Below are 22,347 nucleotides of genomic sequence, written 5' to 3'. Positions count from 1 at the left end.
TACATTTGCACGCTAAATTAACAATAATAGTTGTGCTAAAAAACAAGAAAGACATCCCAGCTGATCGAAGTGTTCCATAAATAGCGGGAAGCTCTGCGATGGTCTCCCGACCCCAGCTGTTCGAAGTGTTCCATAAAAACGGGTAGCTCTGCAAAGTCTCCCGACTTTGTAGCGAATAAAAAAGAAAAAGCAACAAGTAAAATTGTTGCTTTTGTTGTTTTAAAGTAAAACTTAATAAGAATGTTGGCTACGGTTATCTAAAAAAGTAACGAGTAATAATTTATTGTTTACAGTATGATATACTAGCGAATTATGCTCATCAATCACACATTTTCTATAACTAAATAGTTTAGATTCTGGACAAATTTGGTTAAAGGAAGAGATTCTTTCAATAAGTTGGTCAACATCAAGTTCGAAAGTTTCTATTTCTTTTATAGTCCAATAATCAAATAAATAATCGATTACTTTAAGATAAGTTTCTAGGGCAGTATCAGTCCAAATAATTTCCATTAAAGCGATTTGTTTTTAATGTAATTCTTTATTTTTTCTTTGGCTTCTGTGTGTGACATTACTCTGTTTTCTTCAATATCTTTTTTGCCTTTTTCGATGAGTGAAATTTGTTGTTCGGACAATTCTTCCGCCCAATCAGAATGAGAAGATTTAAAAGCTAAAAACTCGATATATTTATCTACTTCATACAAAAGATTTATAGGAAGCGATTTTATTTTTTGATTAAGCTGTGAAGCGGTTATAGTAGCCATAGCGTTATAATTATTTAGTAGTTTGTAAATTTTGCTCAAAGAAATTTTGAAACTTACTTTTGGTAAGCATTCCGTCGATAATACGATAAACAGCATGTTTGTCTTCTTCTTCCAATTGAGAAATTAAATGTATCTTTTCGTTGACTGTTTTGTCTTCTACAGTTATAGGTTTTGGCGTTTTTTTGTCTTCAAAATATATAATCTCATCAACAGTCATTCCAAATAGTTTGGATATTTTATCCAAGGCTTCTACAGAAATATCTCTTTGACCACTTTCTATTTTAGAATAATTAGAAGCTTGCATATTAGCTATTGAAGCTATTTCTTTCTGCATCATTCCTTTCTGTTCCCTAATTTTCTTTATGTTCTTTCCTATATCCATTGAAGTATAATATTGTGGTTACTGTACAAAATTAGTCAAAAAGGAAAAAATAAGCAATAAAAATATAAAAAAGGAAAATTAAACATCCCCCGATCGCTCGGATATGACAAAACATTCTCGCGAACGATAGCGCGGAATTGCATTCCGTGCCCACAAAGAGAAGAAGAATAGCACAAAGTGAAGAAACAAAACTACAATCATAAAAAGTTGTGGTTTTGTTTTTTTAAATAAACCCGATCGCTCGAATATGACAAACATTCTCGCGAACGATAGCGCATTCTATGATAAAAAACACGTCCTTTAATCTGAACTAAAATTTGTTAAAAACTACTCTTTGGTTATAATTTGCATTGTTTCGCGACTGATTTGTCTTAACAATACATTTTTATTTTTTTCAACCATTTGCGCTGCTTTTTCGTCAAAATGTCTGATGGTATACAACGATACATTTTCGTTAAAAGAAACTTTAAATTTTTTGGACAATACTTTTTTTAATTCATTAAAATTATCAAACTTGTCTTCAATACAAACTGAAAAACTAATCGCTGAATTTTGAATTAAACTCACTTTAAGTTTATACTGATGCAGTAAATTGAATATTTCACTAATGTTTTCTTCCATAATAAACGAAAAATCTATGGACGAAAGCGATAGCAATAATTGGTCTTTTTTGACAATAAAACAAGGTAGTTTTGGCTCCAAATCTTCTCCTTTTGAAACGCTTGTACCTGCCAAAAGCGGATTTATAAAAGATTTCACATACAATGGAATTTCTTTTTTTTGCAAAGGCTGTAATGTCTTCGGGTGAATCACACTGGCACCATAAAATGCCAATTCAATCGCTTCACGATACGAAATTTGGTTTAGTAAAGTAGCATTTTCAAAATAGCGTGGATCAGCATTCATCACGCCAGGAACATCTTTCCAGATGGTCACACTCTCTGCATTGAGGCAATAGGCAAAAATGGCGGCAGTATAATCTGAACCTTCACGACCAAGTGTAGTGGTAAATCCATTTTCGTCTGAACCTACAAATCCTTGTGTGACAAATAATGATTTTCTCTTAGCTATTTTAGAAATATTTTTTTGAGTAACTTCCCAATTTACCTCAGCATCACGATAATTAGTATCTGTTTTTATATAATTACGAACGTCTAACCATTGTGAATTTACACCAGAATAGTTCATATAATGACTTAAAATAGTCGTCGAAATCAATTCGCCAAAACTCACAATTTGATCGTAAACAAAGTTATAATTTGGTGATTTATTGCTTCTGATAAAATACTCGAAATCGGCAAAATGATTGTTTACATCAAAATATACTTCGTGATTCTCATCAGCAAACAAATCAAGTAAAATTTCGTTATGGTATTTTTTGACTTCTTGAATCGAAGCAAACAGCTCGTTTGATTTGTCAAAATAATTCTTGATTACTAATTCGAGTGCATTGGTTGTTTTTCCCATTGCCGAAACCACAAGTAAAACTTCTTCGTAACCTACTTTTTGTAAAACGTCAAACACATTTTTGACACCCGCTGCATCTTTAATTGATGCACCACCAAATTTAAAAATTCTCATTTTTTTTAAAGTTCCAAATTTCATATTACAAAGAATAAATAAATCACAATTTTTGATGATTATTTGCTCTTTGCGCTATGAAATTCGATTTTTATAATTATTATTTGTTTAAAAACTCATCAATACCGAACTCATCCATTTGCACTTGATACCAATCTTTTAAAACTTTGGCTCCCGATTTTTCGTAGAAATCAATGGCGTTTTGATTCCAGTCTAGAACTGCCCATTCAATGCGGCGAACATTGTCTTTTTTGCCTTGTTTTATAATTTCAGAGTACAATGCATATCCAGCACCCGTTCCACGCATAGTCTCTTTTACAATTAAGTCTTCTAGATGAATGGTTTTGCCTTTCCAAGTGGAATAGCGATAATAATACAATGCTATTCCTATAATTTCGGAATTTACTTCTGCTATAAAAGTATAAAATAGCGGATTTTCTTTAAACCCATCACGTATCAAATCATCAACAGTGACTACAACTGCATTAGGTTCTTTTTCAAAAATTGCCAGCTCTTTTATTAAATCTAAAACAGCTGGCATATCCTTCTGATTTCCTTTTCTGACAATCATTATAGATTATTTCTTTTTCTTTTTTGCAGCAGGTTTAGCTACTTTTTTTACATATTCTTTATACAGTCCGTCTTTTTCGGCACGTTTTCTTGATTTTTCAGCTCTGTCTTTAGCATCTGGATGTGAACTCATCATTCTATCTAGAACTGAAGCTTCTGCTCCTTCGCTCATTTTAGCTAAAATAGTAAAGGCTGATTCTACTGCATTCACATCATAACCATTGCGTTTCATAAAATCGTAAGAATATAAGTCAGCATCTGATTCTTGCTTTCTAGAGTGTTTGCTATCAATCATTGCATTACCTAGTTTTCCTAAAGTGCTTTCACTTGCCGACGCCACTTTATCTGATTGTGAAGCTGCAGCATCCATCAAAGCTTCTTTTTTGTATGCTGCTTTTATTGCATCTCTGGTATCATGATTCGCAACGTGACCTATTTCATGTCCTATCACAGCTAAAATTTCGTTGTCGTCCATAATGTCCATCAATCCTGCAAAAACACGAACGCTTCCATCAGCACAAGCAAAAGCATTCACATCTTTTACCAGATATACTTTAAAATTTAAAGCCAGACCGTTATCACTTTTATGTTTACCAAATAATTTGTTCAATCGAATGGCATATTTATCTTTAGCACCAGCAACAGGATTTTCTTTATCCATTTGATCTACTGCGGCTTTTGCCATCGAAGCGGCTTCTTCATCACTAAATGTAAATCCTTTAACTCCTTTACCTAATGCTCCAATAGCTTTATCTCCTAGTTTAAGTTGTGCATTTGAAGAAGTCGAAACAATTGACGCCAGTAAAATCCCCATTAATATTGACTTTGTTCTCATAAGTATCATTTTTTTAATTGTTGGGAACAAATATAAATAACTTTTTTGTAATACCCTTTTTGTTTGTTCATATTAAATTAAAAACGATATTTGCCAAAACAACTACAACGTTATATAAATGGAATCACGCAACAAAACTCTTGGTGAATTTATCATCGAAAATCAAAACGCTTTTCAATATTCTTCAGGGGAATTATCTCGAATTATAAACTCTATTCGATTGGCTGCTAAAGTAGTTAATTACAAGGTAAACAAAGCAGGCTTGGTGGATATCGTTGGTGCCGCTGGGGATCAGAATATCCAAGGAGAAGACCAACAAAAATTAGACGTGTATGCCAATGAAGTTTTTATACAAACTTTAATAAACCGTGAAATTGTTTGCGGAATTGCATCGGAAGAAAACGATGATTTTATTACTGTAGCTGGTTCAGACAATAATCACAACAACAAATATGTAGTTCTAATGGATCCACTTGATGGTTCCTCTAATATTGATGTTAATGTTTCTGTTGGAACCATTTTTTCGGTTTATAGAAGAATTACTCCTGTTGGAACTCCTGTTACTATTGAAGATTTTTTGCAGCCTGGCACTCAGCAAGTTGCGGCGGGTTATGTAATATATGGCACTTCGACAATGTTAGTTTATACAACTGGGCACGGCGTGAACGGTTTTACATTAAATCCTGCTATTGGGACTTTTTATCTCTCGCACCCGAACATGCAATTCTCGAAAGATGGTACAATTTATTCTATGAATGAAGGAAATTATGTTCATTTTCCGCAAGGGGTTAAAGATTACATCAAATATTGCCAACTCGAAGAAGGCGACAGACCTTATACTTCAAGATATATTGGTAGTTTGGTTTCTGATTTTCATCGTAACATGATTAAAGGAGGTATTTATATTTATCCAACAAGTATGAAATCACCTAATGGAAAATTGCGTTTACTCTATGAATGCAACCCAATGGCATTCATTGCAGAACAAGCTGGCGGAAAAGCATCTGACGGATTCAAAAGAATTATGGAAATTAAGCCTACGGAATTGCATCAACGTGTACCATTCTTCTGTGGAAGCTACAATATGGTAAAAAAAGCAGAGGAATTTATGGAAAAAGCAAAATAGATTATATAAAAAAAGCTCTCATTTTATGAGAGCTTTTTTGTTGGTCTACAAGGACTCGAACCTTGAAAGACTGCACCAAAAACAGTTGTGTTACCATTACACCATAGACCAATAATTCTTTATTGCGAGTGCAAATTTACTACAAATTTTATTTTCTGCAAGTTTTATGACTAAAAAAATTAAAATTTTATTTTTCTCTTTCGTTTACCCAAAAAAATAGTTTCTTTGTATTGTAATTAAATACCTTAAAATTATATGTCTTTCAATTTTAATAAATGGAATACAACCCTTGGTTGGTTTGCTTTTTTTGTTGCGCTTGTGGTTTATTCATTGACTGTCGAGCCTACTATGAGTTTCTGGGATTGTGGTGAATATATCGCAACAGCGGCCAAACTTGAAGTGGGACATCCACCAGGCGCTCCATTATACCAAATGATTGGAGCTTTTTTTGCAATGTTTGCCTTGGACAAACAACATATTGCCTTAATGGTAAATATGATGTCTGTGTTTTCGAGTGCTTTTACCATCTTGTTTATGTTTTGGTCTACATCAATGATCTTACGTAAGATAGTTTCTGGTTTTGCAGAGATTAATAAAACTAATGCTATTGTCATCTTAGGAAGTTCATTTGTGGGTTCTTTAGCCTATACTTTTTCAGATAGTTTTTGGTTTAACGCTGTTGAAGCTGAAGTGTACGCTATGGCATCTTTATTTATTGCCTTACTTTTTTGGTTGGGATTACGCTGGGAAGAGGAAATGCATACTGAAAGAGGCAATAAGTGGTTGCTTATTATATCACTAGTAATAGGGTTGTCTTTTGGAGTGCATTTTATGGCGTTATTAACTATACCTTCCATTGGTTTTTTATATTATTTTAAAAACTATAAAAACATTACACTTAAAAGTTTCATCATTGCAAACATAGTCGTAGTAGCTGTTTTGCTTTTTATATTCAAGTTGCTATTGCCTTGGACTATGACTTTCTTTGGTACAGCCGAAGTATTTATGGTTAACAGTTTAGGACTACCTTTTGATTCAGGCACAATACTGGTTACTTTACTTATTATTGCTGCTTTTTATTTTGGATTAAAACACACTCGAGAAAAAGGAAAAGTTTTTTACAACACCTTATTATTATGCGTCTTATTCATTTTGATTGGTTTCTCCACTTGGATGATGTTGCCTATTCGTGCCAACGCCAATACGGTTATCAACGAAAATAAACCATCTGATGCCCGTGAAGTTTTAGCGTATTACAATAGAGAGCAATACGGTGTAAACCCTTTGTTTTATGGTCCACAATTTTCTGATGCGTATGCTGGATTAGACGAAGATAATCCTTACATTGATGAAAAACCAAATTACGAGAGAGATTACAAAACTGGGGAATATGTGATTGTAAACAACTACATAAATGCAGGACAAAATACGGACGACAATCACAAAGCTATTTTGCCAAGAATGTGGAGTACAGAACATGCCGAAAATTATATGAAGTTTACTAATCCACTAAACTTTACTGTAAATCCTGAATATTCCGAAGAAAAAGAACTTACTGATATTGTTTCTGAATTCAGAACTGACTATAATTCTGGAAAATTAGAAATTGAAGACTACGATTCGTTCCTGAAATCTTATGGCGATTATTTGATTGTTGAAAAACCATCAACCGCTGATAATATTGGATTTATGTTTCAATATCAATTTGGATATATGTACTGGCGTTATTTAATGTGGAACTTTGTAGGAAGACAAAACGACAAGCAAGGTGAATATGGACTAACTGAAGGAAACTGGCTCAGCGGAATCAATATGCTTGATGAAATACGATTGGGATCACAAGACAATCTTTCGCAGGATATGAAAAACAACAAAGGAAGAAATACCTATTTCTTTTTGCCTTTCATTATAGGACTTATTGGATTTTTCTTTCATGCAAAAAAAGATTTAAAAAGCTTTTATGTACTCCTCGCTTTGTTCCTATTTACAGGAATTGCTTTAAAAATTTATTTGAACGAACGCCCATTTGAACCTCGTGAACGCGATTATGCTTTAGTTGGTTCGTTTTATGTATTTGCCATTTGGATTGGAATAGGCGTTTATGCTATTTTCGATTTTATAAAAAAATACATCCAGCCTAAAATAGCAGCACCAATAGCCATTGGATTTTGTTTATTAGCTGCGCCCGTTTTAATGGCTTCTCAAAACTGGGACGACCACGATCGCTCTGGAAAACGAACTGCGGTTGCTTCGGCGAAAGCCTATTTAGATTCTTGCAAGAAAAATGCCATTTTATTTACAATAGGAGATAATGACACTTTCCCAATGTGGTACCTACAAGAAATAGAAGGATACAGAACCGATGTTCGAATTGTGAACACTAGCCTATTAATGACCGATTGGTACATTGACCAAATGAAAGCAAAAGCGTACGAATCTGAACCTGTTCCCATTTCGTTTACACACAAAGATTATGTGGATGGAAAACGGGATTACCTCGTTTTTGACGAAAAAACCAAAGACCGTTTAGATATTAATGAATTTATGAATTTTGTATCCAGTGATGACGAAAGAACATTGGTAGAAATGAAAAACGGACAAAAAATTCAATTTTATCCAACCAATAAAGTGAGATTGCAAGTAGATAGAAATGCTGTAATTGCGAATAAAGTCGTAAGTCCAAAATACAACGATTCAATTGTACCTTATATAGATATTGATATAAAAGGCGATGCATTATACAAAAACAGATTGATGATGCTTGATATCGTGAGAAACAACAACTGGAAACGTCCTATTTATTTTTCTCCGGGAGCTTTCGCAGATGAAGATTACATCTGGATGAAAGATTTCTTACAACTGGATGGTATGATTTATAGATTAGTTCCAATAAAAACACCTATTAACAAAGACGAATCTGCATTTGATATGGGCAGAATCGATTCTGATGTGATGTATGGAATTGTAATGAAATGGGATTGGGGCAATGGAGAAAGCACTAAAATATACCACGATCCAGAAACTCGTAAAAACAGCATTTCATACAGAACCAACTTGACCCGATTGATGAATCAACTCATTATTGAAGGCAAAAACGATAAGGCTAAAAAAATAATTGAACTTGCATTAACAAAAATGCCTTTGGATTATTATGAATTTTATACTATGGTAGAGCCTTTTGCATCTGGATATTACAAAATAGGCGAAAAAGAAAATGCTCGAAAATTATTAAAACAATTAGCAGCAAAGTACCAAGACAATTTGAAATATTACAGTTCCTTGAAATCAAGTAATCAAGATGATTTAGCTGTAGATTTATTAACTGATGTAGAAAGATACCGAAGTTTATTAATGGTTATGAAAGACCATAAAGACGATACTTTCTACAACGAGCAAAAAGCAATTTTCAATAGTTACAACAAGCGTTTTGAACGTTTTGGTAGAGATATGGAATAGTGATTTTAGAATTTAGACTTAATATTTTAGATAGGGCTTTCGAAATTTAATTTAGAAAGCCCTATTTTTGTAGCATGAAATTCTACTGGATAAAAACTCCAAAAATCATCAAACGATTGTTTAGCAATCAAGTTTGGGACATTCCAAATTCAGAGAATAAAATATACCTTACTTTTGACGATGGTCCAACTCCAGAAATTACAGAATGGGTTTTAGAAATTTTGAAAGAAAACAATAGTAAAGCTACCTTTTTCTGTATTGGCAAAAACGTAGAAAAGCATCCTAAAATTTTCAAAAAAGTAATCTCAGAAGGACATTCGATAGGAAATCATACGTTCAATCACACAAATGGTTGGAAAACCACAACAGCCGACTACATACAAAATGTTGAATTGTGCCAAAAGCAGATTCTAAATCTGAAATCTGAAATTTTAACTATAAAATCTAGAATTTTCCGTCCGCCTTACGGCAAAATAAAAGCAAAGCAATCTAGACAATTACGAAAATTAGGATACAAAATTATTATGTGGGATGTTCTTTCAGCCGATTTCGACCAAACTATTTCGCCTGAAAAATGTATTGAAAATGCAACTAAAAAAGTAAGTTCGGGAAGCATAATTGTATTTCACGATAGTATAAAAGCAGCTGAAAATCTAAAGTACGCTTTACCTAAAGTGATTGAAATACTAAAGAAAAAAGGCTTTTCTTTTGATGTGATACCCTAAATTATCTGAGGAAATAAAAAATTAAATTTGCTCTTGTACTAAAGATATAATTGAATTTGCATCTAGCTCTCCAGATTGTCTCCACATCATTTGACCATCTTTGTAAATCATTAATGTAGGCAAACCTTTGATGCGAAGTGCCTCTGCTAATTCTTGATTTTTATCAACATCGATTTTAATTACTTTAGCTTTGTCTCCAAGTGCTGCAGCCACATCTTTAATAACTGGGTGCATCGATTGTGAAGACTCATTCCAATCGGTGTAAAAATCGATTAGAACTGGAACTTGTGCACTTATAAGCTCTCCAAATTTTGACATAGTGAAATAGTATTAAACTTTGTGATACAAATATAGTGTTTTTGACATATTAAGCCACATTTTGTCCCTTTTTTAGTCGAATTACAGTTATTTCAGGCATAATCCCCACTCTTCCAGGATAAGCGTGGAAACCAAAACCACGATTTACATAAATATATCGACCCATATTTTCATACAAACCAGCCCATTGAGTGTAGGCATATTGAGCTAAGCTCCACTTGAACCACCCTGGAATTTCTATCCCAAATTGCATTCCATGCGTATGTCCACTTAATGTCAATTGGATGTTTTTGTCGTGATGTTTCACTTCTTCTTCCCAATGACTAGGATCGTGACTCATTAATATTTTAAAATCTTTTGCTTCAATTCCATCTGTGGCTTTTATGACATCCCCCATTTGCCCAAAATGTTTTCCCCAATTCTCAACACCAACAAGTGCAATTTCATCTTGACCTTTTTTGATTTTTACATTTTCGTTCAATAATAATTTAAAATCAATTTGACGGTGCAGATCTTTAATGTCAATAAAATTTTGCGCTCTAGCTTTCTCTGATTTCCATTCTAAATAAGCTCCATAATCGTGGTTTCCTAAAACAGAAAATTTTCCAAAAGCAGGTTTTTCAATTCGATTAAAGGTTTCAATCCAAGGATGCATTTCCTCTGCTTTAGCATTCACAATATCGCCTGTAAACAGTAAAATGTCTGATTTTTGTTCGTTAATTAAATCAATAGCATAATTTATCTTCTCCGAATTATCAAAACTTCCACTGTGAATGTCTGAAATGTGTGTGATTGTGAAATCATCAAAAGCATCTGGTAAATCAGCGAAAAATATGTTTTGTTTGATGACCTTAAAATTGTATTTACCAATGGCAATTCCATATATTAAAGATAAAAAAGGTATTGACGCCAAACCCAATCCTATTTGCGAAACAAATTTTCTTCTGGATGGTAAAAAAGCAGTTCGTATCTCATTCTTATTAATAAAAAAATTAATAACTCCTGATCCAATACGGAAAATATCTTCGCTAAACAATACAAAGGTTATGACTAATTTAGGTAGTAAAGTAAGTAGCAGAATACCCATTGTAAACAAACTTTTTTGGGTTTGTCCCACGGTTCGATCGTATTGCATAACGGAATAAAGAACATAAACTACCACAACAAAACTTACTACAATGTAAAGGAACACGATCCATTTCGTTTTAACAACTGTTCTTATGGCTTGAAAAGCATAGAACTCCACAAATAAAATCAGCAAACAAAGAATTAGAAATCTAAAAATCATTTTATAAAATTTTACACAAAATAACGAAGAAACTTGTGGTAAATAAATAGTGTTAATCAAATTTTAACTTAAATATAAATTGTTCGTATTAGAATGTTTATTTTTACGTCAAAATTAATTTAAAATGTCACAAAAACGCCTTTACCTTCTCGATGCTTACGCCCTAATATTTCGCGGTTATTTTGCTTTTATAAAAAACCCAAGAATCACGTCTACTGGAATGGATACTTCTGCCATTATGGGATTTATGAATGCCTTGATGGACGTAATAAAACGAGACAAACCAGATCATTTGGCGGTGGCATTTGACAAAGGCGGAAGCACCTATCGATACGAAATGTACCAAGAATACAAAGCGCATCGGGATGAAACACCCGAAGCCATAAAAATCGCCGTTCCATATATTCAAGAAATTCTTAGAGCCATGCACATTCCCATTATTGAAGTGGCAGGTTTTGAAGCCGATGACTTAATTGGAACCATTGCAAAACAAGCCGAAAAAGAAAATTATCAGGTTTTTATGGTTACACCTGATAAAGATTTTGCACAGTTGGTTTCCGAAAATATTTTTATGTACAAACCCGCCAGAATGGGCAATGGAATAGAAATTTGGGGTGTTCCAGAAGTTTTGGCACGTTTCGAAATTGAACGACCAGAGCAAGTTATCGATTTTCTAGGGATGATGGGCGATGCAGCCGATAATATTCCAGGATTACCAGGCGTTGGTGAAGTAACGGCCAAAAAATTATTGAAAGAATTTGGTTCAATGGAAAATCTTTTAGCCAATACCGACAAGCTAAAAGGCGCAATGAAAGAGAAGATCGAAGCAAATAAGGACAAAGGAATTCTATCTAAAAAACTAGCCACTATCCTACTCGATTGCCCAGTAACTTTCAATGAAAAAGATTATGAATTGTCAACTCCAGATATTGAAAAAACAGATGCTTTATTTGTAGAATTAGAGTTTCGACAAATGAAAACCCAGTTTGATAAATTATATAATCCAAATGCTGTTGAAGAAACTCAAGAAACAACAACCAATGCTAAAAAAGTTGTAGCCAAAAAAACCAATGATGAACAATTCGATTTATTTGGTTTTTCTGACGAAGTAAGCGGCGAAGTAAAATTGAATTCAAACTATGCAACTCTTGAAAACACAGAGCATTCCTATCAAACAATTCAAGGAGAACTGGGTTTAAAATTGTTGTTGCAAAACTTACAAAACCAAACTTCGGTGTGTTTTGACACCGAAACTACTGGAATCGATGCTTTAAATGCTGAATTAGTTGGAATGTCATTTTCTTACGAAAAAGGAAAAGCATTCTATGTTCCGTTTCCCGAAAATCAAGAAGAAACACAAGTTTTAGTCGATAAATTCAAACCGTTTTTTGAAAACGAAAGCATCGAAAAAATTGGTCAGAATATAAAATATGATTTGAAAATTCTATCACATTACGGAATTCAAATCAAAGGAAAATTATTTGATACGATGATTGCACATTATCTCATCAATCCAGATATGCGTCACAATATGGATGTTTTGTCAGAAACCTATTTAAAATATTCTCCAAAATCGATTGAAGATTTAATTGGCAAAAAAGGTAAGAATCAAAAATCAATGCGTGATGTTGCGTTGGAAGAAATCAAAGAATATGCTGCCGAAGATGCTGATATCACATATCAATTAAAGCAAAATTTCAGTCCAATTCTTGACAAAGCCGAAACCAAAAAATTGTTTGATGAAATCGAAATTCCACTGATTCCAGTTTTGGCCGCAATGGAATTAGAAGGAATTAATCTTGACGTTCCATTTTTGAAAGCAATGTCAGTTGAAATGGCATTAGAAAGCAATGCTTTAGAGCAAAAAATATACGAAACGGCTGGCGAGAAATTCAATTTAGCCTCACCAAAACAATTGGGCGACATATTATTTGACAAATTAAAAATTGGCGGAGCCAAACAAAAGAAGACCAAAACGGGGCAATATGCCACTGGCGAAGAAATTCTAAGTTATCTAGAAAAAGACAATCCAATTGTAAAAGACATTCTAGAATGGCGACAAATGGTAAAATTGCAAAGCACTTACATTGACGCATTACCAAACCAAGTCGATTCAAAAACGGGACGTGTTCATACTGATTATATGCAAACTGTGGCCGCAACTGGACGTTTGAGCTCTAATAATCCCAACTTGCAAAACATTCCAATTCGAACCGAACGAGGACGATTAATCCGAAAAGCATTTATTGCTCGTGATGAAAATCACACCTTAGTTTCTGCGGATTATTCGCAAATAGAATTACGAATTATTGCAGCACTTTCTGGCGAGTCAACTATGATTGCAGCATTTCAAAACAACGAAGACATTCACAAATCGACGGCTGCAAAAGTATTCAATGTGCCCTTGAACGAAGTTACCAAGGAACAACGAAGCAATGCCAAAACGGTGAATTTTGGGATTATTTATGGTGTTTCAGCATTTGGATTAAGCAATCAAACATCGCTTTCTCGAAAAGAAAGTGCTGAATTGATCGATGCCTATTATGCTAGTTATCCTAAACTGAAAGCTTATATGTCAGGACAGGTCGATTTTGCTAGAGAAAACGGTTATGTTCAAACGGTTTTAGGGCGTCGCCGTTATTTGAAAGACATTAATTCAGCCAATATGATGGTTAAAAGTGGTGCAGAACGAAATGCCGTAAACGCACCAATTCAAGGCTCGGCTGCCGATATTATTAAAATTGCGATGATTAACATTCATAAAAAACTAATCTCTAAGAATCCCGACGGTTCGGGATGGAAATCAAAAATGCTTTTGCAAGTGCATGATGAATTGGTTTTTGATGTTCACAACTCTGAATTAGAAAAAATTCAACCTATGATTAAACACGAAATGGAAAATGCCTTTAAAATGGATGTTCCGTTGGATGTAGAAATTGGAATTGGAAAAAATTGGTTGGAAGCGCATTAGAAAACGACAAAAAATAATTAAAAACAAAAAAAGTGCTACATTACATAGCACTTTTTTAATACAAAAAATTATCTTATTTATTCAACAATAATTTTTTTCCAAGATTTATCAGTTTCATTTTTTAGTTCCAATAAGTATATGCCAGTTTGCAAACCGTCTACTTTTACATTTGTTTTAGTAGCATTGTTTACTTTAATTGTTTGAACAAATGCTCCTGTGTGTGAATACACGTTAATTTCATTCAGTGCCGTTTTAGTACTTACTGTAAAATCCCCAGAAGACGGATTTGGGTATACTGATGAGGCATTTAAAGAAAAATCTTCTACGCCTAGTGTAGAAAAAGATACGTTAGCAGCATAACCTACATTAGCTGTACCACCGTGAGGAGCAACTGTTTGAGTAGCCGAAGAAGGTCTAACACAAGCAATACTTATGGAGTTTGTGGTAGCATAAGGCATTTGATAATCGTTAGAGTCGCCTGTAGATAAATCTCTAGTTAATGTCAAAGTTCTTACCGAGCCCTGAATTAAATTTGAAACTATTGTCCAATTTTGTGTTACATCAATTGCAGGTTGTGTAAAGCCAATAAAATTTCTATCTGTAAGTTTAGGTGAAGTAACATCAGAAAAAACTACAACATCATTAGGTGCAGCCATTCCAAAACCAGCACTTACTCCAATTCCCATACCAAACCATCTATCAGAAGGTCCTTTCAATATTAACGTGACTTTTGAGGTAGAATTGTTAAGTGTAAAATTAGCTATAACCCCCAAATTTTGAGTCAATGTTATATCTCCTGTTGTCTTTTGCTGTGCAAAACAACTAATTGAACTTAATAATAATAAAATAATTTTTTTCATTTTAGTTTAGTTTTAGTTTATTAATAATTTTTTCATTTCCAGAAAAAGCAGCGTATTCAAAAGCTGTTTTTCCTTGTTTGTCTTTATGAGATTTATTTGCATTATATTTTAAAAGTAAATCTAAAATTTCTACATTTTGAAATTGAACTGCATATATCAAGGCGGTCATTCCATTAGCATCAGCAAGGTTTGGATTGGCTTTTTTTTCTAATAAAATTTTTGCAATTTCATTATTTCCTTTAACCACCGCTGCCATTAATGGCGAACCCATACTGCTAGAACTATTAATATCCGCTCCGCTCTCGATAAGCAGTTTTGCTACTTCATTATTGCCTCTATAGGTGGCTAACACTAGTGCGGTAAAACCATCTTTGTTTGCTTCAAGTACTATCTTTGGATTTGCTACAATTAATTCTTTTGCTTCTGCAACAGAGCCTTTTCTAGCTATATCATAAATATTTTTACTTATTTCTTGTGAATGGATACAATTTAGAAATAATAAAAAAACAATCAAACAATATTTATAATTCATAATTTAAAATGTAAAATGTAAAATGTAAAAGTACAGTTTTTTTTTAATAATAAAAAAAATATTATTGGAAAAATACGTGATAATCAAAGTTTTATACACTGTCAAAACAAAAAGACCAACCTATTACGATTAGCCTTTAAAAATTTAGTTTTTGATTAATTTCTTTCGATGTATTTTACCATCAATAGTTTCTATAGTTGGTCATAAATCCCCTTTTATTTAATCAAACCACCACCGCTTTTGACCTTATCCGTATCGATTTTTGTGTTGTCTTTTTCGAGTTTTAAGTTACCAAAATTGTAGGTTAACGAAATTCTGAAAGTTCTAGAATCGCGTTTTTGATAAAATCTAGTATCTAAATTGTTTCCTGCTATTAAAGCATTTATTTCATTTTTGTTAAAAACATCAAAAACGTGAAGCCCCAATTTTAGTTTTTTATCCATCAAATTTTTATTGAACGAAATGTCAAATTCCTGAATTGGTTTTTCAATTTTATAAATCTCCCAAGTTCCTCTAGGCAATATAAAATAAACCATTGTGTTGGTTATTCCCCAAGGCAATATGATTTGAGATTGTGCACTATAGTTAGTAATTGCTTTGTTCCCGTATGGCAAGACAAACCCATCAATACTGGATTTTACATAATTGATATTAAAAAATATATAATTCATTTTATCAATAGTATTCATTCGTTTGTTAAACTCTTCCTTGCTTTGTAAGAAATAATCCAATGGTAACGGGAAAGAGAAAAAAGCACTAAATGTTTTAATTTTATCAAATCCTTGTGTGGTTTGATTGCTTATAAATTCATTGTCTTTTGCATTAAATATAAAACGACTATCGTCTTTCCCAACAGTATAATTTGCACCAAGTTGCACAAAATCAAACGCGGAGAGTTTTACTTCAAAATTATCAAAAAAAGTAGGTTTCAAATTTATGTTTCCTATAGCCGCATTGAATTGATTGTTCGAGCCGTTATTAGGATCTATCGAACTATAACTTGGTTGTTGGATTTTTTTAGAATAGGAAGCACTTGCATTAATTTTATCTGTTATTTCATAAAGCGCACTCACATTTGGAAAAAAATTAGCATTGTTATACTTGATTTTATCATTTGGATTTCCTGTTGTTTGGGCTTCCCGATTTACTTTAAAATCTTCAAAACGCAATCCTGCAGTTAAGTTTAACTTTTTAATTTTCTTTCTGGCTTCGACATAAAACGCTAGATTATTTTCTGTATAATCGAAAGTTGTGGCACTATTTGATAGGTCTGAAAAATAATTCCCGTTGTTATTGACTTGAATGGTGTTGTATTTTCCTCCTGTATTGATAGATAAATCCATTTTTTTGAATGGAAAATTAAAATCATATTTCAAATAATAATTCAATAACCCAAAATCAATGGTGGAATTATTAAACGAATTTCCAGTACCGTTCGATCTATTGTTTGGATTGCGCTCGTAAATATTTGTAAACGCCACCATATCAAATGTTCTGCCTAAAGTATCCAGTTTCGTCTTGTACTGCAAACTGATTTCGTTGTTTTTACTTTTGGTTTTAGAAACTCCCGAATTATTAAAATCTGGAATGTCGCCTGTAACTGCGGAGCTAAAATCGCTTCTATCGTTACTTGATGTTAAATTGTAATTGAACAATACATTCGACTTAGTGCTAATCTTAAAATTTGTTCCTGCTCTGAAGTATAAATTTCTATCGGTATCGACTCTGAAATTATCCTGTTTTAAACTTTTAATGGGATTAAAAAAAGTAAAGTTTTGACTGTTTATAGATCGTTCCTCGCTTTCAATATAATTGTATCCCAACATTGTTTGCCAAGAAAATGATTTTTCTTTTCCGTTTAATAAAATTTGCGGACTTGGTTTTTGGTATTTATTAAAATTATAATTCATATTAAAACTGGCATTAACTCCTTTTAACCGTTTTGAACTGGTTACAATATTGATTACCGAACCACTAGAATTGGCATCAAATGAAGCGCCAGGATTGTATATCAACTCTACTTTTTCGATTGCATTTGCTGGCAAACTAGACAGGTAATTTTGCAAATCTTCACCCGTTAAAGTACTTGGCGAACCGTCAATATAAATTCGAACATTCTTACCATTTAAACTCAAGCCTCCTGTTGGCGAAGTGATTACTCCTGGCAATCTTTTTACTGCATCGAGACTACTTCCACTGTTTAGCATTGCATTGTCTTTAACGTTGACTGTAGTTTTGTCAGACTCTACTTTTAGAAATTGCTTTCTTTTACCATAAATAGCTACTTCGTCGAGCGAATTGATTTTTGACTTAACAGTATCTTGTTCGGTTTTGATGTTTTGATTTTCTTGTGCAAAAGAAAAGAATGTCACTAGAAGTGATACCGTTAAAAAAAGTGATTTCATTTTAATTCTTGATTATGATGATTTTTAGTAAGACTCATCGAATCAAAAAATGTTACAATTTATTTTACACGATTTTTATTATCTTTAAAATTATCCGTTTTGAATAGACAATAATTGCTCTAAATAATCTCGATTATTTGACAATCTTGGAATTTTGTGTTGTCCACCCAGTTTGTCATTTTCTTTAAGCCAATCATAGAAAAGATTGTTTCTTGCTACATTTATAGTCAACTGATTTAAAGTCATATTATTATAACGTTTGGCTTCATAATCAGAATTTATGGCTTGAATGGATTCGTCTAGTGTTTTGGTAAAATGAGCTATGTTATCGGGTTGCTTTCTGAATTCTATAATCCATTCGTGACCTCCTTTGTCTTTGTCTTTCATAAATACTGGCGCAACAGTATAATCAATAACTTCCGCATTGGTGATTTTACAGGTTTTTGCAATGGCTTTGTCTGTGTTTTCAACCATCAATTCTTCACCAAAAACATTAATGTGATGTTTGGTTCTACCCGTAACCCGAATTCGATACGGATTCAAGGATGTAAAACGAACCGTATCACCAATTAAATAACGCCACAACCCAGAATTTGTAGTTATAACAATGGCATAATTTTTATTCAATTCGACTTCTGACAATCGGATTGACTTTTGATTTTCAGTTCCAAAAACGTCCATTGGAATAAATTCATAAAAAATTCCATAATCCAACATTAACAATAAATCATTTGAATTATTCAGATCTTGAATGGCAAAAAATCCTTCGGAAGCATTATAAATTTCGTAATATTTAAAATCTGAACTGGGTAGTATTTTTTTATATTGTTCTCTATAAGGATCAAAACTCACACCACCGTGAAAATAAACTTCAAGGTTAGGCCAGACTTCAAATAAATTATGGTTACTCGTTTCTTCTAGCACTTTGTTTAATAAAACTAACATCCATGAAGGCACACCAGCAAAACTAGTCACGTTTTCGATTTTAGTTTCGTTTATGATGGCTAAAAGCTTGGTTTCCCATTCGCTCATCAACGATGTTTTATTGCTCGGTGTGCTACTATATTCTGCCCAAAAAGGTAAATTATCTATTAGAATTGCAGACAAATCTCCAAAAAAAGAATTGTTGTCTTCGTACAATTGCTTGCTTCCACCTAGACGTAAACTTTTGCCCGTAAAGAGTTGCGAATTTTCATTGTTGTTCAAATACATACACAACAAATCTTTGCTTCCTTTGTAGTGACAATTGTCTAATGCTGAATTGCTTACAGGAATGTATTTGCTTTTAGCATTGGTAGTTCCACTAGATTTTGCAAACCACTTTATAGGTTCGTTCCAAAACACATGTTGCTCACCTTTTCGGGTTCGTTCAATAAATGGTTCTATATCTTCATAAGTCGAAATGGGTATTCGTTCCTTAAAAGTCTGGTAGGATTTTATAGATTCAAACTCATATTCTTTCCCTAAAATGGTATTTTCAGCTGATTTCATCAAACCCATCAACAATTCTTCTTGTACTTCATTTGGATATTTTAAAAACAGCTCAATTTGATGAATGCGCTGTTTCAAAACCCAAGAGGCAATCGAATTAATTATTGGTAATGACATTTTTGATTAAAAATATTAAATTTTAGATAGTCGTCATTTGATTTGAAAAAATTGCATTCAAATCCATAACTTTACATCGTTATCAAAAGTAATCAAAAAATTTAAAAATCCTAACGCTTAAATCTCAATTCCCAAATGATATATGAAGGTGTTTTAACCAAAATGCAAACTGAAATAGGCAATCCTATTCAATACTACTTGATTTTTGAAACTGATTTTTTGAATGTAAATCAATTGTTGGGTAAAACTATTGAAATTCAGTTTATGGGTTACCAATGTTTGAATTGCAAGAAAAAGAAGAAGATTTTTCGTCAAGGTTTTTGTTATGATTGTTTTATGGGAAGTGCATCAGCTGGTGATTGGATTATGAAACCTGAATTGAGTACAGCGCATTTGGATATTGAAGATCGTGATTTAGACTATGAAAAACGAGTGCAATTGCAACCACACATTGTCTATTTGGCATTGTCAAGCGAGATAAAAGTAGGGGTAACACGTGGTTCACAAGTTCCTACACGCTGGATTGACCAAGGTGCTGTTCAAGCGATTCCTATTGTTGAAGTCCCAAACCGTTATCTTGCTGGAATTACCGAAGTAGCACTCAAAAATCATTATGCTGACAAAACCAACTGGCAAAAAATGCTTAAGAATGAAGTCCCTGAATCTGATTTAGTCAAAGAACGCGCTAGTTTAAAATACTTGATTCCAAAAGAAGTGCAAGAATTTTATGATATTAATAAAAATGAAGTAACACAATTGTATTTCCCAGTTTTGCACTATCCAAAAAAAGTAACAAGCTTAAACCTTGATAAATTGCCAAATTATTCAGGCAAACTCTCAGGTATAAAAGGACAATATTTGATTTTTGAAGACGGAACCGTTTTTAATGTCAGAACTTTTGAAGGATATGTGGTGCGAATTGGTTTGGGGTGAAATTAGTTTTAGATTGTTCCTACAATATGCTAAAATTATGGCGTTAGATTATAAAAAGGCTCAATTTCTATTTTCCCTTTCACCTATAATAGGTTTTTATCATTACATAATTTATGAATATATATCACTGTTTTCGATATATATTCTTTTTAAGATACTTAAGGATTCATTATAAACCTCATTATTTATTTTATTTTTCTTCAAGTGCATAGTAAGTCCTAATTTCTCGAGCTAAAGCTTCCTTTCGTTTAACAGGGTCTTTCATAATTCCTCTATGGTCTATTGATAAGTATATTCTGCCATCTGAGCTAGATTTTAAATATGGGAAAAGTCTTATTTCAAATTTTACTTTTTCAGCACCAAACTCCCAAACCTCTTTGTTTTTAAATACCAACGTAAAAGGATATCTAATAAATTCAAGAGGATTATAGGCTACAAATTTAATGTCTTCGATTCTTGAAGGAATATCAAGATCGCTTTTATCATAAAACAAAATTTTATTTTCCATTATTTCAATGCACTTATAATCAAAATGATTTGTTCTAAGTTGCTCAAGCTTCCATTTTCCTTTCCATTTTTGAATTTCTTTTTTTTGAATTAAAGGTAGAAGCGAATCAATTTTTTTTTGCAATAGATTCAATTTCAGTATTCAGATGTATTGAATAAACATAATGATAAAAATACAAAGCTTCCAATTCGTCAGAATTTTTAAGATGTTTTTCAGCCTTTTCAAAGTCATCTCTTTGGCTTTGAAAATTTTTTCCAACTTGAATGTTTTGCGCAGAAATGTTATTGATAAAATGGAATAAAGTAACTAACAGAATATATTTCATATATAGTAATTTATAGTTGTGTATAAAATTGTAGTTTTGAAAATTCAGCCTTAACTTTTTACTTACATTCAGTATTAACACTGAAATACGAGCAAAAAAAGCAGTTTTAAATCACTCTAAAACTGCTTTTGTATTTTCCTTGAAAACTTTTACTGTTTTATCAAAATATAGTATCCAGCAGGAATACTCAAATAACTTGGAGTTAATACCGTACCATTAATTAGAACTAATCCTGAATTACGAGATGACATTACGTTATTACTGGTTTGACGTATGAATAGTTTTATAGCGTCCTGACCGTTATGAACAATTTTTCTAATCACAATATCACCATAGGCTGCGCCTTCTAGAATACCGAGTCTAAGCCTTTTTTCATCAACGCCACAATCAGGACATGGTGGTTTATTGCTGCTTTTTAAGATACTATTTCCATTTATGCTATGCATCCGCTTATAAAGAAAGTTTTCAGTTAGTTTGTTAAGCGTATTCACTTTTGTAATATTATTTTCTTTGTACTCATATTCTCCAATCATTAAATCTTCATAATAGTTCCCGTGGTTAGTAAGAATTTTTTTTTGCAAAACAATTTTTAAATATTTCCCTCCTTCAGAATAGATATATTCCCCTTCAAACGGATTGAGTAAATTGTCTACGTCTTTATAATAGGCTCCATCTACTCTTGTGCCATTTTTATCTTTAATATTGACTATGGGTGTTTGGGCAACGCAAGATGCATAAATTAATACAATAAGGTATTTTAATAAGTTTTTCATATCTTTTAGTTTTGAGTACACAATTTTATAATATAATCAATAGAAGCAGTTTTGGAGTACTCTAAAACTGCTTTTTACCTTGTTTAGAAGCTCTATTTACTGTTTTATCAAAATATAGTATCCACTAGGAATACTTAAATAACTAGGAGTTGATACCAAACCATTAATTTGAGTTGGTGAATCACGAGATGTTGTAATATTATTACTTGTTTGCCGTATGTGAATTTTAATAGCCTCTTGTCCATTATTGACAATTTTTCTAACAACAAGAACACCATATGCTGAACCTTGTGAAATGCTCAGTCTAAGTCTTTTTTCATTCATACTACAGTCAGGGCAAGGAGGCTTACTGGTGCTTTTTAAGATGCTATTTCCAACTATACCGTGTTC

The 22,347-nt window shown here is 32.7% G+C and carries 21 protein-coding genes and 1 tRNA gene; 5 read left to right on the top strand and 17 right to left on the bottom strand.

The genetic code is table 11. The features are described from left to right. Positions 1–231: 231 nt before the first annotated feature. From RMO70_RS15105 to RMO70_RS15080, 6 genes are all read right to left on the bottom strand, one after another. Positions 232–510, bottom strand: a complete 279-nt coding sequence (locus tag RMO70_RS15105; protein WP_310557274.1) for a type II toxin-antitoxin system RelE/ParE family toxin — start codon at positions 508–510, stop codon at positions 232–234. Then, the gene (locus RMO70_RS15100; protein WP_310557273.1) at positions 510–761 is read right to left on the bottom strand and encodes a hypothetical protein; all 252 of its coding nucleotides are present in this window, start codon (positions 759–761) and stop codon (positions 510–512) included. Before RMO70_RS15100 ends, RMO70_RS15105 begins: the two co-directional genes overlap by 1 nt. A 10-nt stretch (positions 762–771) precedes the next feature. Next, entirely contained in the window at positions 772–1,143 is a 372-nt protein-coding gene (locus RMO70_RS15095; RefSeq protein WP_310557272.1) for a helix-turn-helix domain-containing protein, read from the bottom strand. Between the two features lie 327 nt (positions 1,144–1,470). Continuing rightward, positions 1,471–2,724 (bottom strand): aspartate kinase, encoded by a 1,254-nt coding sequence (locus tag RMO70_RS15090; RefSeq protein WP_310557271.1) that lies wholly within the window; start codon positions 2,722–2,724, stop codon positions 1,471–1,473. Between the two features lie 100 nt (positions 2,725–2,824). Next, positions 2,825–3,295 carry a GNAT family N-acetyltransferase gene (locus tag RMO70_RS15085; protein WP_310557270.1) on the bottom strand — a complete coding sequence of 157 codons (471 nt, stop codon included), beginning with the start codon at positions 3,293–3,295 and terminating at the stop codon, positions 2,825–2,827. A gap of 6 nt (positions 3,296–3,301) precedes the next feature. Further along, the gene (locus RMO70_RS15080; RefSeq protein ID WP_310557269.1) at positions 3,302–4,129 is read right to left on the bottom strand and encodes a M48 family metalloprotease; all 828 of its coding nucleotides are present in this window, start codon (positions 4,127–4,129) and stop codon (positions 3,302–3,304) included. Between the two features lie 118 nt (positions 4,130–4,247). Between RMO70_RS15080 and fbp the strand changes: the two genes are divergently transcribed. Further along, complete coding sequence (gene fbp / locus RMO70_RS15075; protein WP_310557268.1) at positions 4,248–5,255, top strand: class 1 fructose-bisphosphatase; 1,008 nt, start codon at positions 4,248–4,250, stop codon at positions 5,253–5,255. Positions 5,256–5,295: 40 nt separating this feature from the next. On the opposite strand, the gene RMO70_RS15070 is transcribed toward fbp, so the two are convergent. Continuing rightward, positions 5,296–5,366, bottom strand: a tRNA-Gln gene (locus RMO70_RS15070). A 144-nt stretch (positions 5,367–5,510) separates the two neighbouring features. Between RMO70_RS15070 and RMO70_RS15065 the strand changes: the two genes are divergently transcribed. Beyond that, complete coding sequence (locus tag RMO70_RS15065) at positions 5,511–8,711, top strand: DUF2723 domain-containing protein (protein ID WP_310557267.1); 3,201 nt, start codon at positions 5,511–5,513, stop codon at positions 8,709–8,711. A gap of 74 nt (positions 8,712–8,785) precedes the next feature. Continuing rightward, positions 8,786–9,436, top strand: coding sequence for a polysaccharide deacetylase family protein (locus RMO70_RS15060; RefSeq protein ID WP_310557266.1), 651 nt, complete (start codon positions 8,786–8,788; stop codon positions 9,434–9,436). 21 nt (positions 9,437–9,457) lie between these two features. On the opposite strand, the gene RMO70_RS15055 is transcribed toward RMO70_RS15060, so the two are convergent. Both RMO70_RS15055 and RMO70_RS15050 read right to left on the bottom strand, forming a co-directional pair. Further along, positions 9,458–9,754, bottom strand: coding sequence for a thioredoxin family protein (locus RMO70_RS15055; RefSeq protein ID WP_310557265.1), 297 nt, complete (start codon positions 9,752–9,754; stop codon positions 9,458–9,460). Between the two features lie 49 nt (positions 9,755–9,803). Then, a complete protein-coding gene (locus RMO70_RS15050; RefSeq protein ID WP_310557264.1) occupies positions 9,804–11,042 on the bottom strand; it encodes a metallophosphoesterase in 1,239 nt (412 codons plus the stop codon). A gap of 124 nt (positions 11,043–11,166) precedes the next feature. Between RMO70_RS15050 and polA the strand changes: the two genes are divergently transcribed. After that, positions 11,167–14,013, top strand: a complete 2,847-nt coding sequence (gene polA, locus RMO70_RS15045; RefSeq protein WP_310557263.1) for a DNA polymerase I — start codon at positions 11,167–11,169, stop codon at positions 14,011–14,013. Between the two features lie 77 nt (positions 14,014–14,090). On the opposite strand, the gene RMO70_RS15040 is transcribed toward polA, so the two are convergent. The 4 genes from RMO70_RS15040 to RMO70_RS15025 form a co-directional block, all read right to left on the bottom strand. After that, a complete protein-coding gene (locus RMO70_RS15040; RefSeq protein WP_310557262.1) occupies positions 14,091–14,873 on the bottom strand; it encodes a T9SS type A sorting domain-containing protein in 783 nt (260 codons plus the stop codon). Between the two features lies 1 nt (position 14,874). Then, on the bottom strand, positions 14,875–15,405 hold the full coding sequence (locus RMO70_RS15035; protein WP_310557261.1) for an ankyrin repeat domain-containing protein: 531 nt from the start codon (positions 15,403–15,405) through the stop codon (positions 14,875–14,877). 215 nt (positions 15,406–15,620) lie between these two features. Beyond that, positions 15,621–17,810 carry an outer membrane beta-barrel family protein gene (locus tag RMO70_RS15030; RefSeq protein ID WP_310557260.1) on the bottom strand — a complete coding sequence of 730 codons (2,190 nt, stop codon included), beginning with the start codon at positions 17,808–17,810 and terminating at the stop codon, positions 15,621–15,623. Positions 17,811–17,900: 90 nt separating this feature from the next. After that, on the bottom strand, positions 17,901–19,418 hold the full coding sequence (locus RMO70_RS15025) for a GH3 auxin-responsive promoter family protein (RefSeq protein ID WP_310557259.1): 1,518 nt from the start codon (positions 19,416–19,418) through the stop codon (positions 17,901–17,903). A 135-nt stretch (positions 19,419–19,553) separates the two neighbouring features. Between RMO70_RS15025 and RMO70_RS15020 the strand changes: the two genes are divergently transcribed. After that, entirely contained in the window at positions 19,554–20,351 is a 798-nt protein-coding gene (locus RMO70_RS15020; protein WP_310557258.1) for a DUF2797 domain-containing protein, read from the top strand. Between the two features lie 190 nt (positions 20,352–20,541). Here RMO70_RS15020 and RMO70_RS15015 read toward each other — a convergent pair whose 3' ends face one another. From RMO70_RS15015 to RMO70_RS15000, 4 genes are all read right to left on the bottom strand, one after another. After that, positions 20,542–20,982 carry a hypothetical protein gene (locus RMO70_RS15015; RefSeq protein ID WP_310557257.1) on the bottom strand — a complete coding sequence of 147 codons (441 nt, stop codon included), beginning with the start codon at positions 20,980–20,982 and terminating at the stop codon, positions 20,542–20,544. Beyond that, the gene (locus RMO70_RS15010) at positions 20,966–21,184 is read right to left on the bottom strand and encodes a hypothetical protein (protein WP_310557256.1); all 219 of its coding nucleotides are present in this window, start codon (positions 21,182–21,184) and stop codon (positions 20,966–20,968) included. The genes RMO70_RS15015 and RMO70_RS15010 overlap by 17 nt, the downstream gene beginning before the upstream one ends. Before the next feature lie 149 nt (positions 21,185–21,333). Further along, a complete protein-coding gene (locus RMO70_RS15005) occupies positions 21,334–21,957 on the bottom strand; it encodes a DUF6705 family protein (protein ID WP_310557255.1) in 624 nt (207 codons plus the stop codon). Positions 21,958–22,053: 96 nt separating this feature from the next. Beyond that, a partial coding sequence (locus RMO70_RS15000) for a DUF6705 family protein (protein ID WP_409025096.1) occupies positions 22,054–22,347 on the bottom strand: 294 nt, incomplete at its 5' end.

Origin of the sequence: Flavobacterium sp. (genome assembly GCF_031422135.1) — a bacterium.
GTDB lineage: Bacteria > Bacteroidota > Bacteroidia > Flavobacteriales > Flavobacteriaceae > Flavobacterium.
The sequence above is the reverse complement of the archived record's forward strand: the minus strand, read 5'-3'. Positions and strand labels throughout refer to the sequence as shown.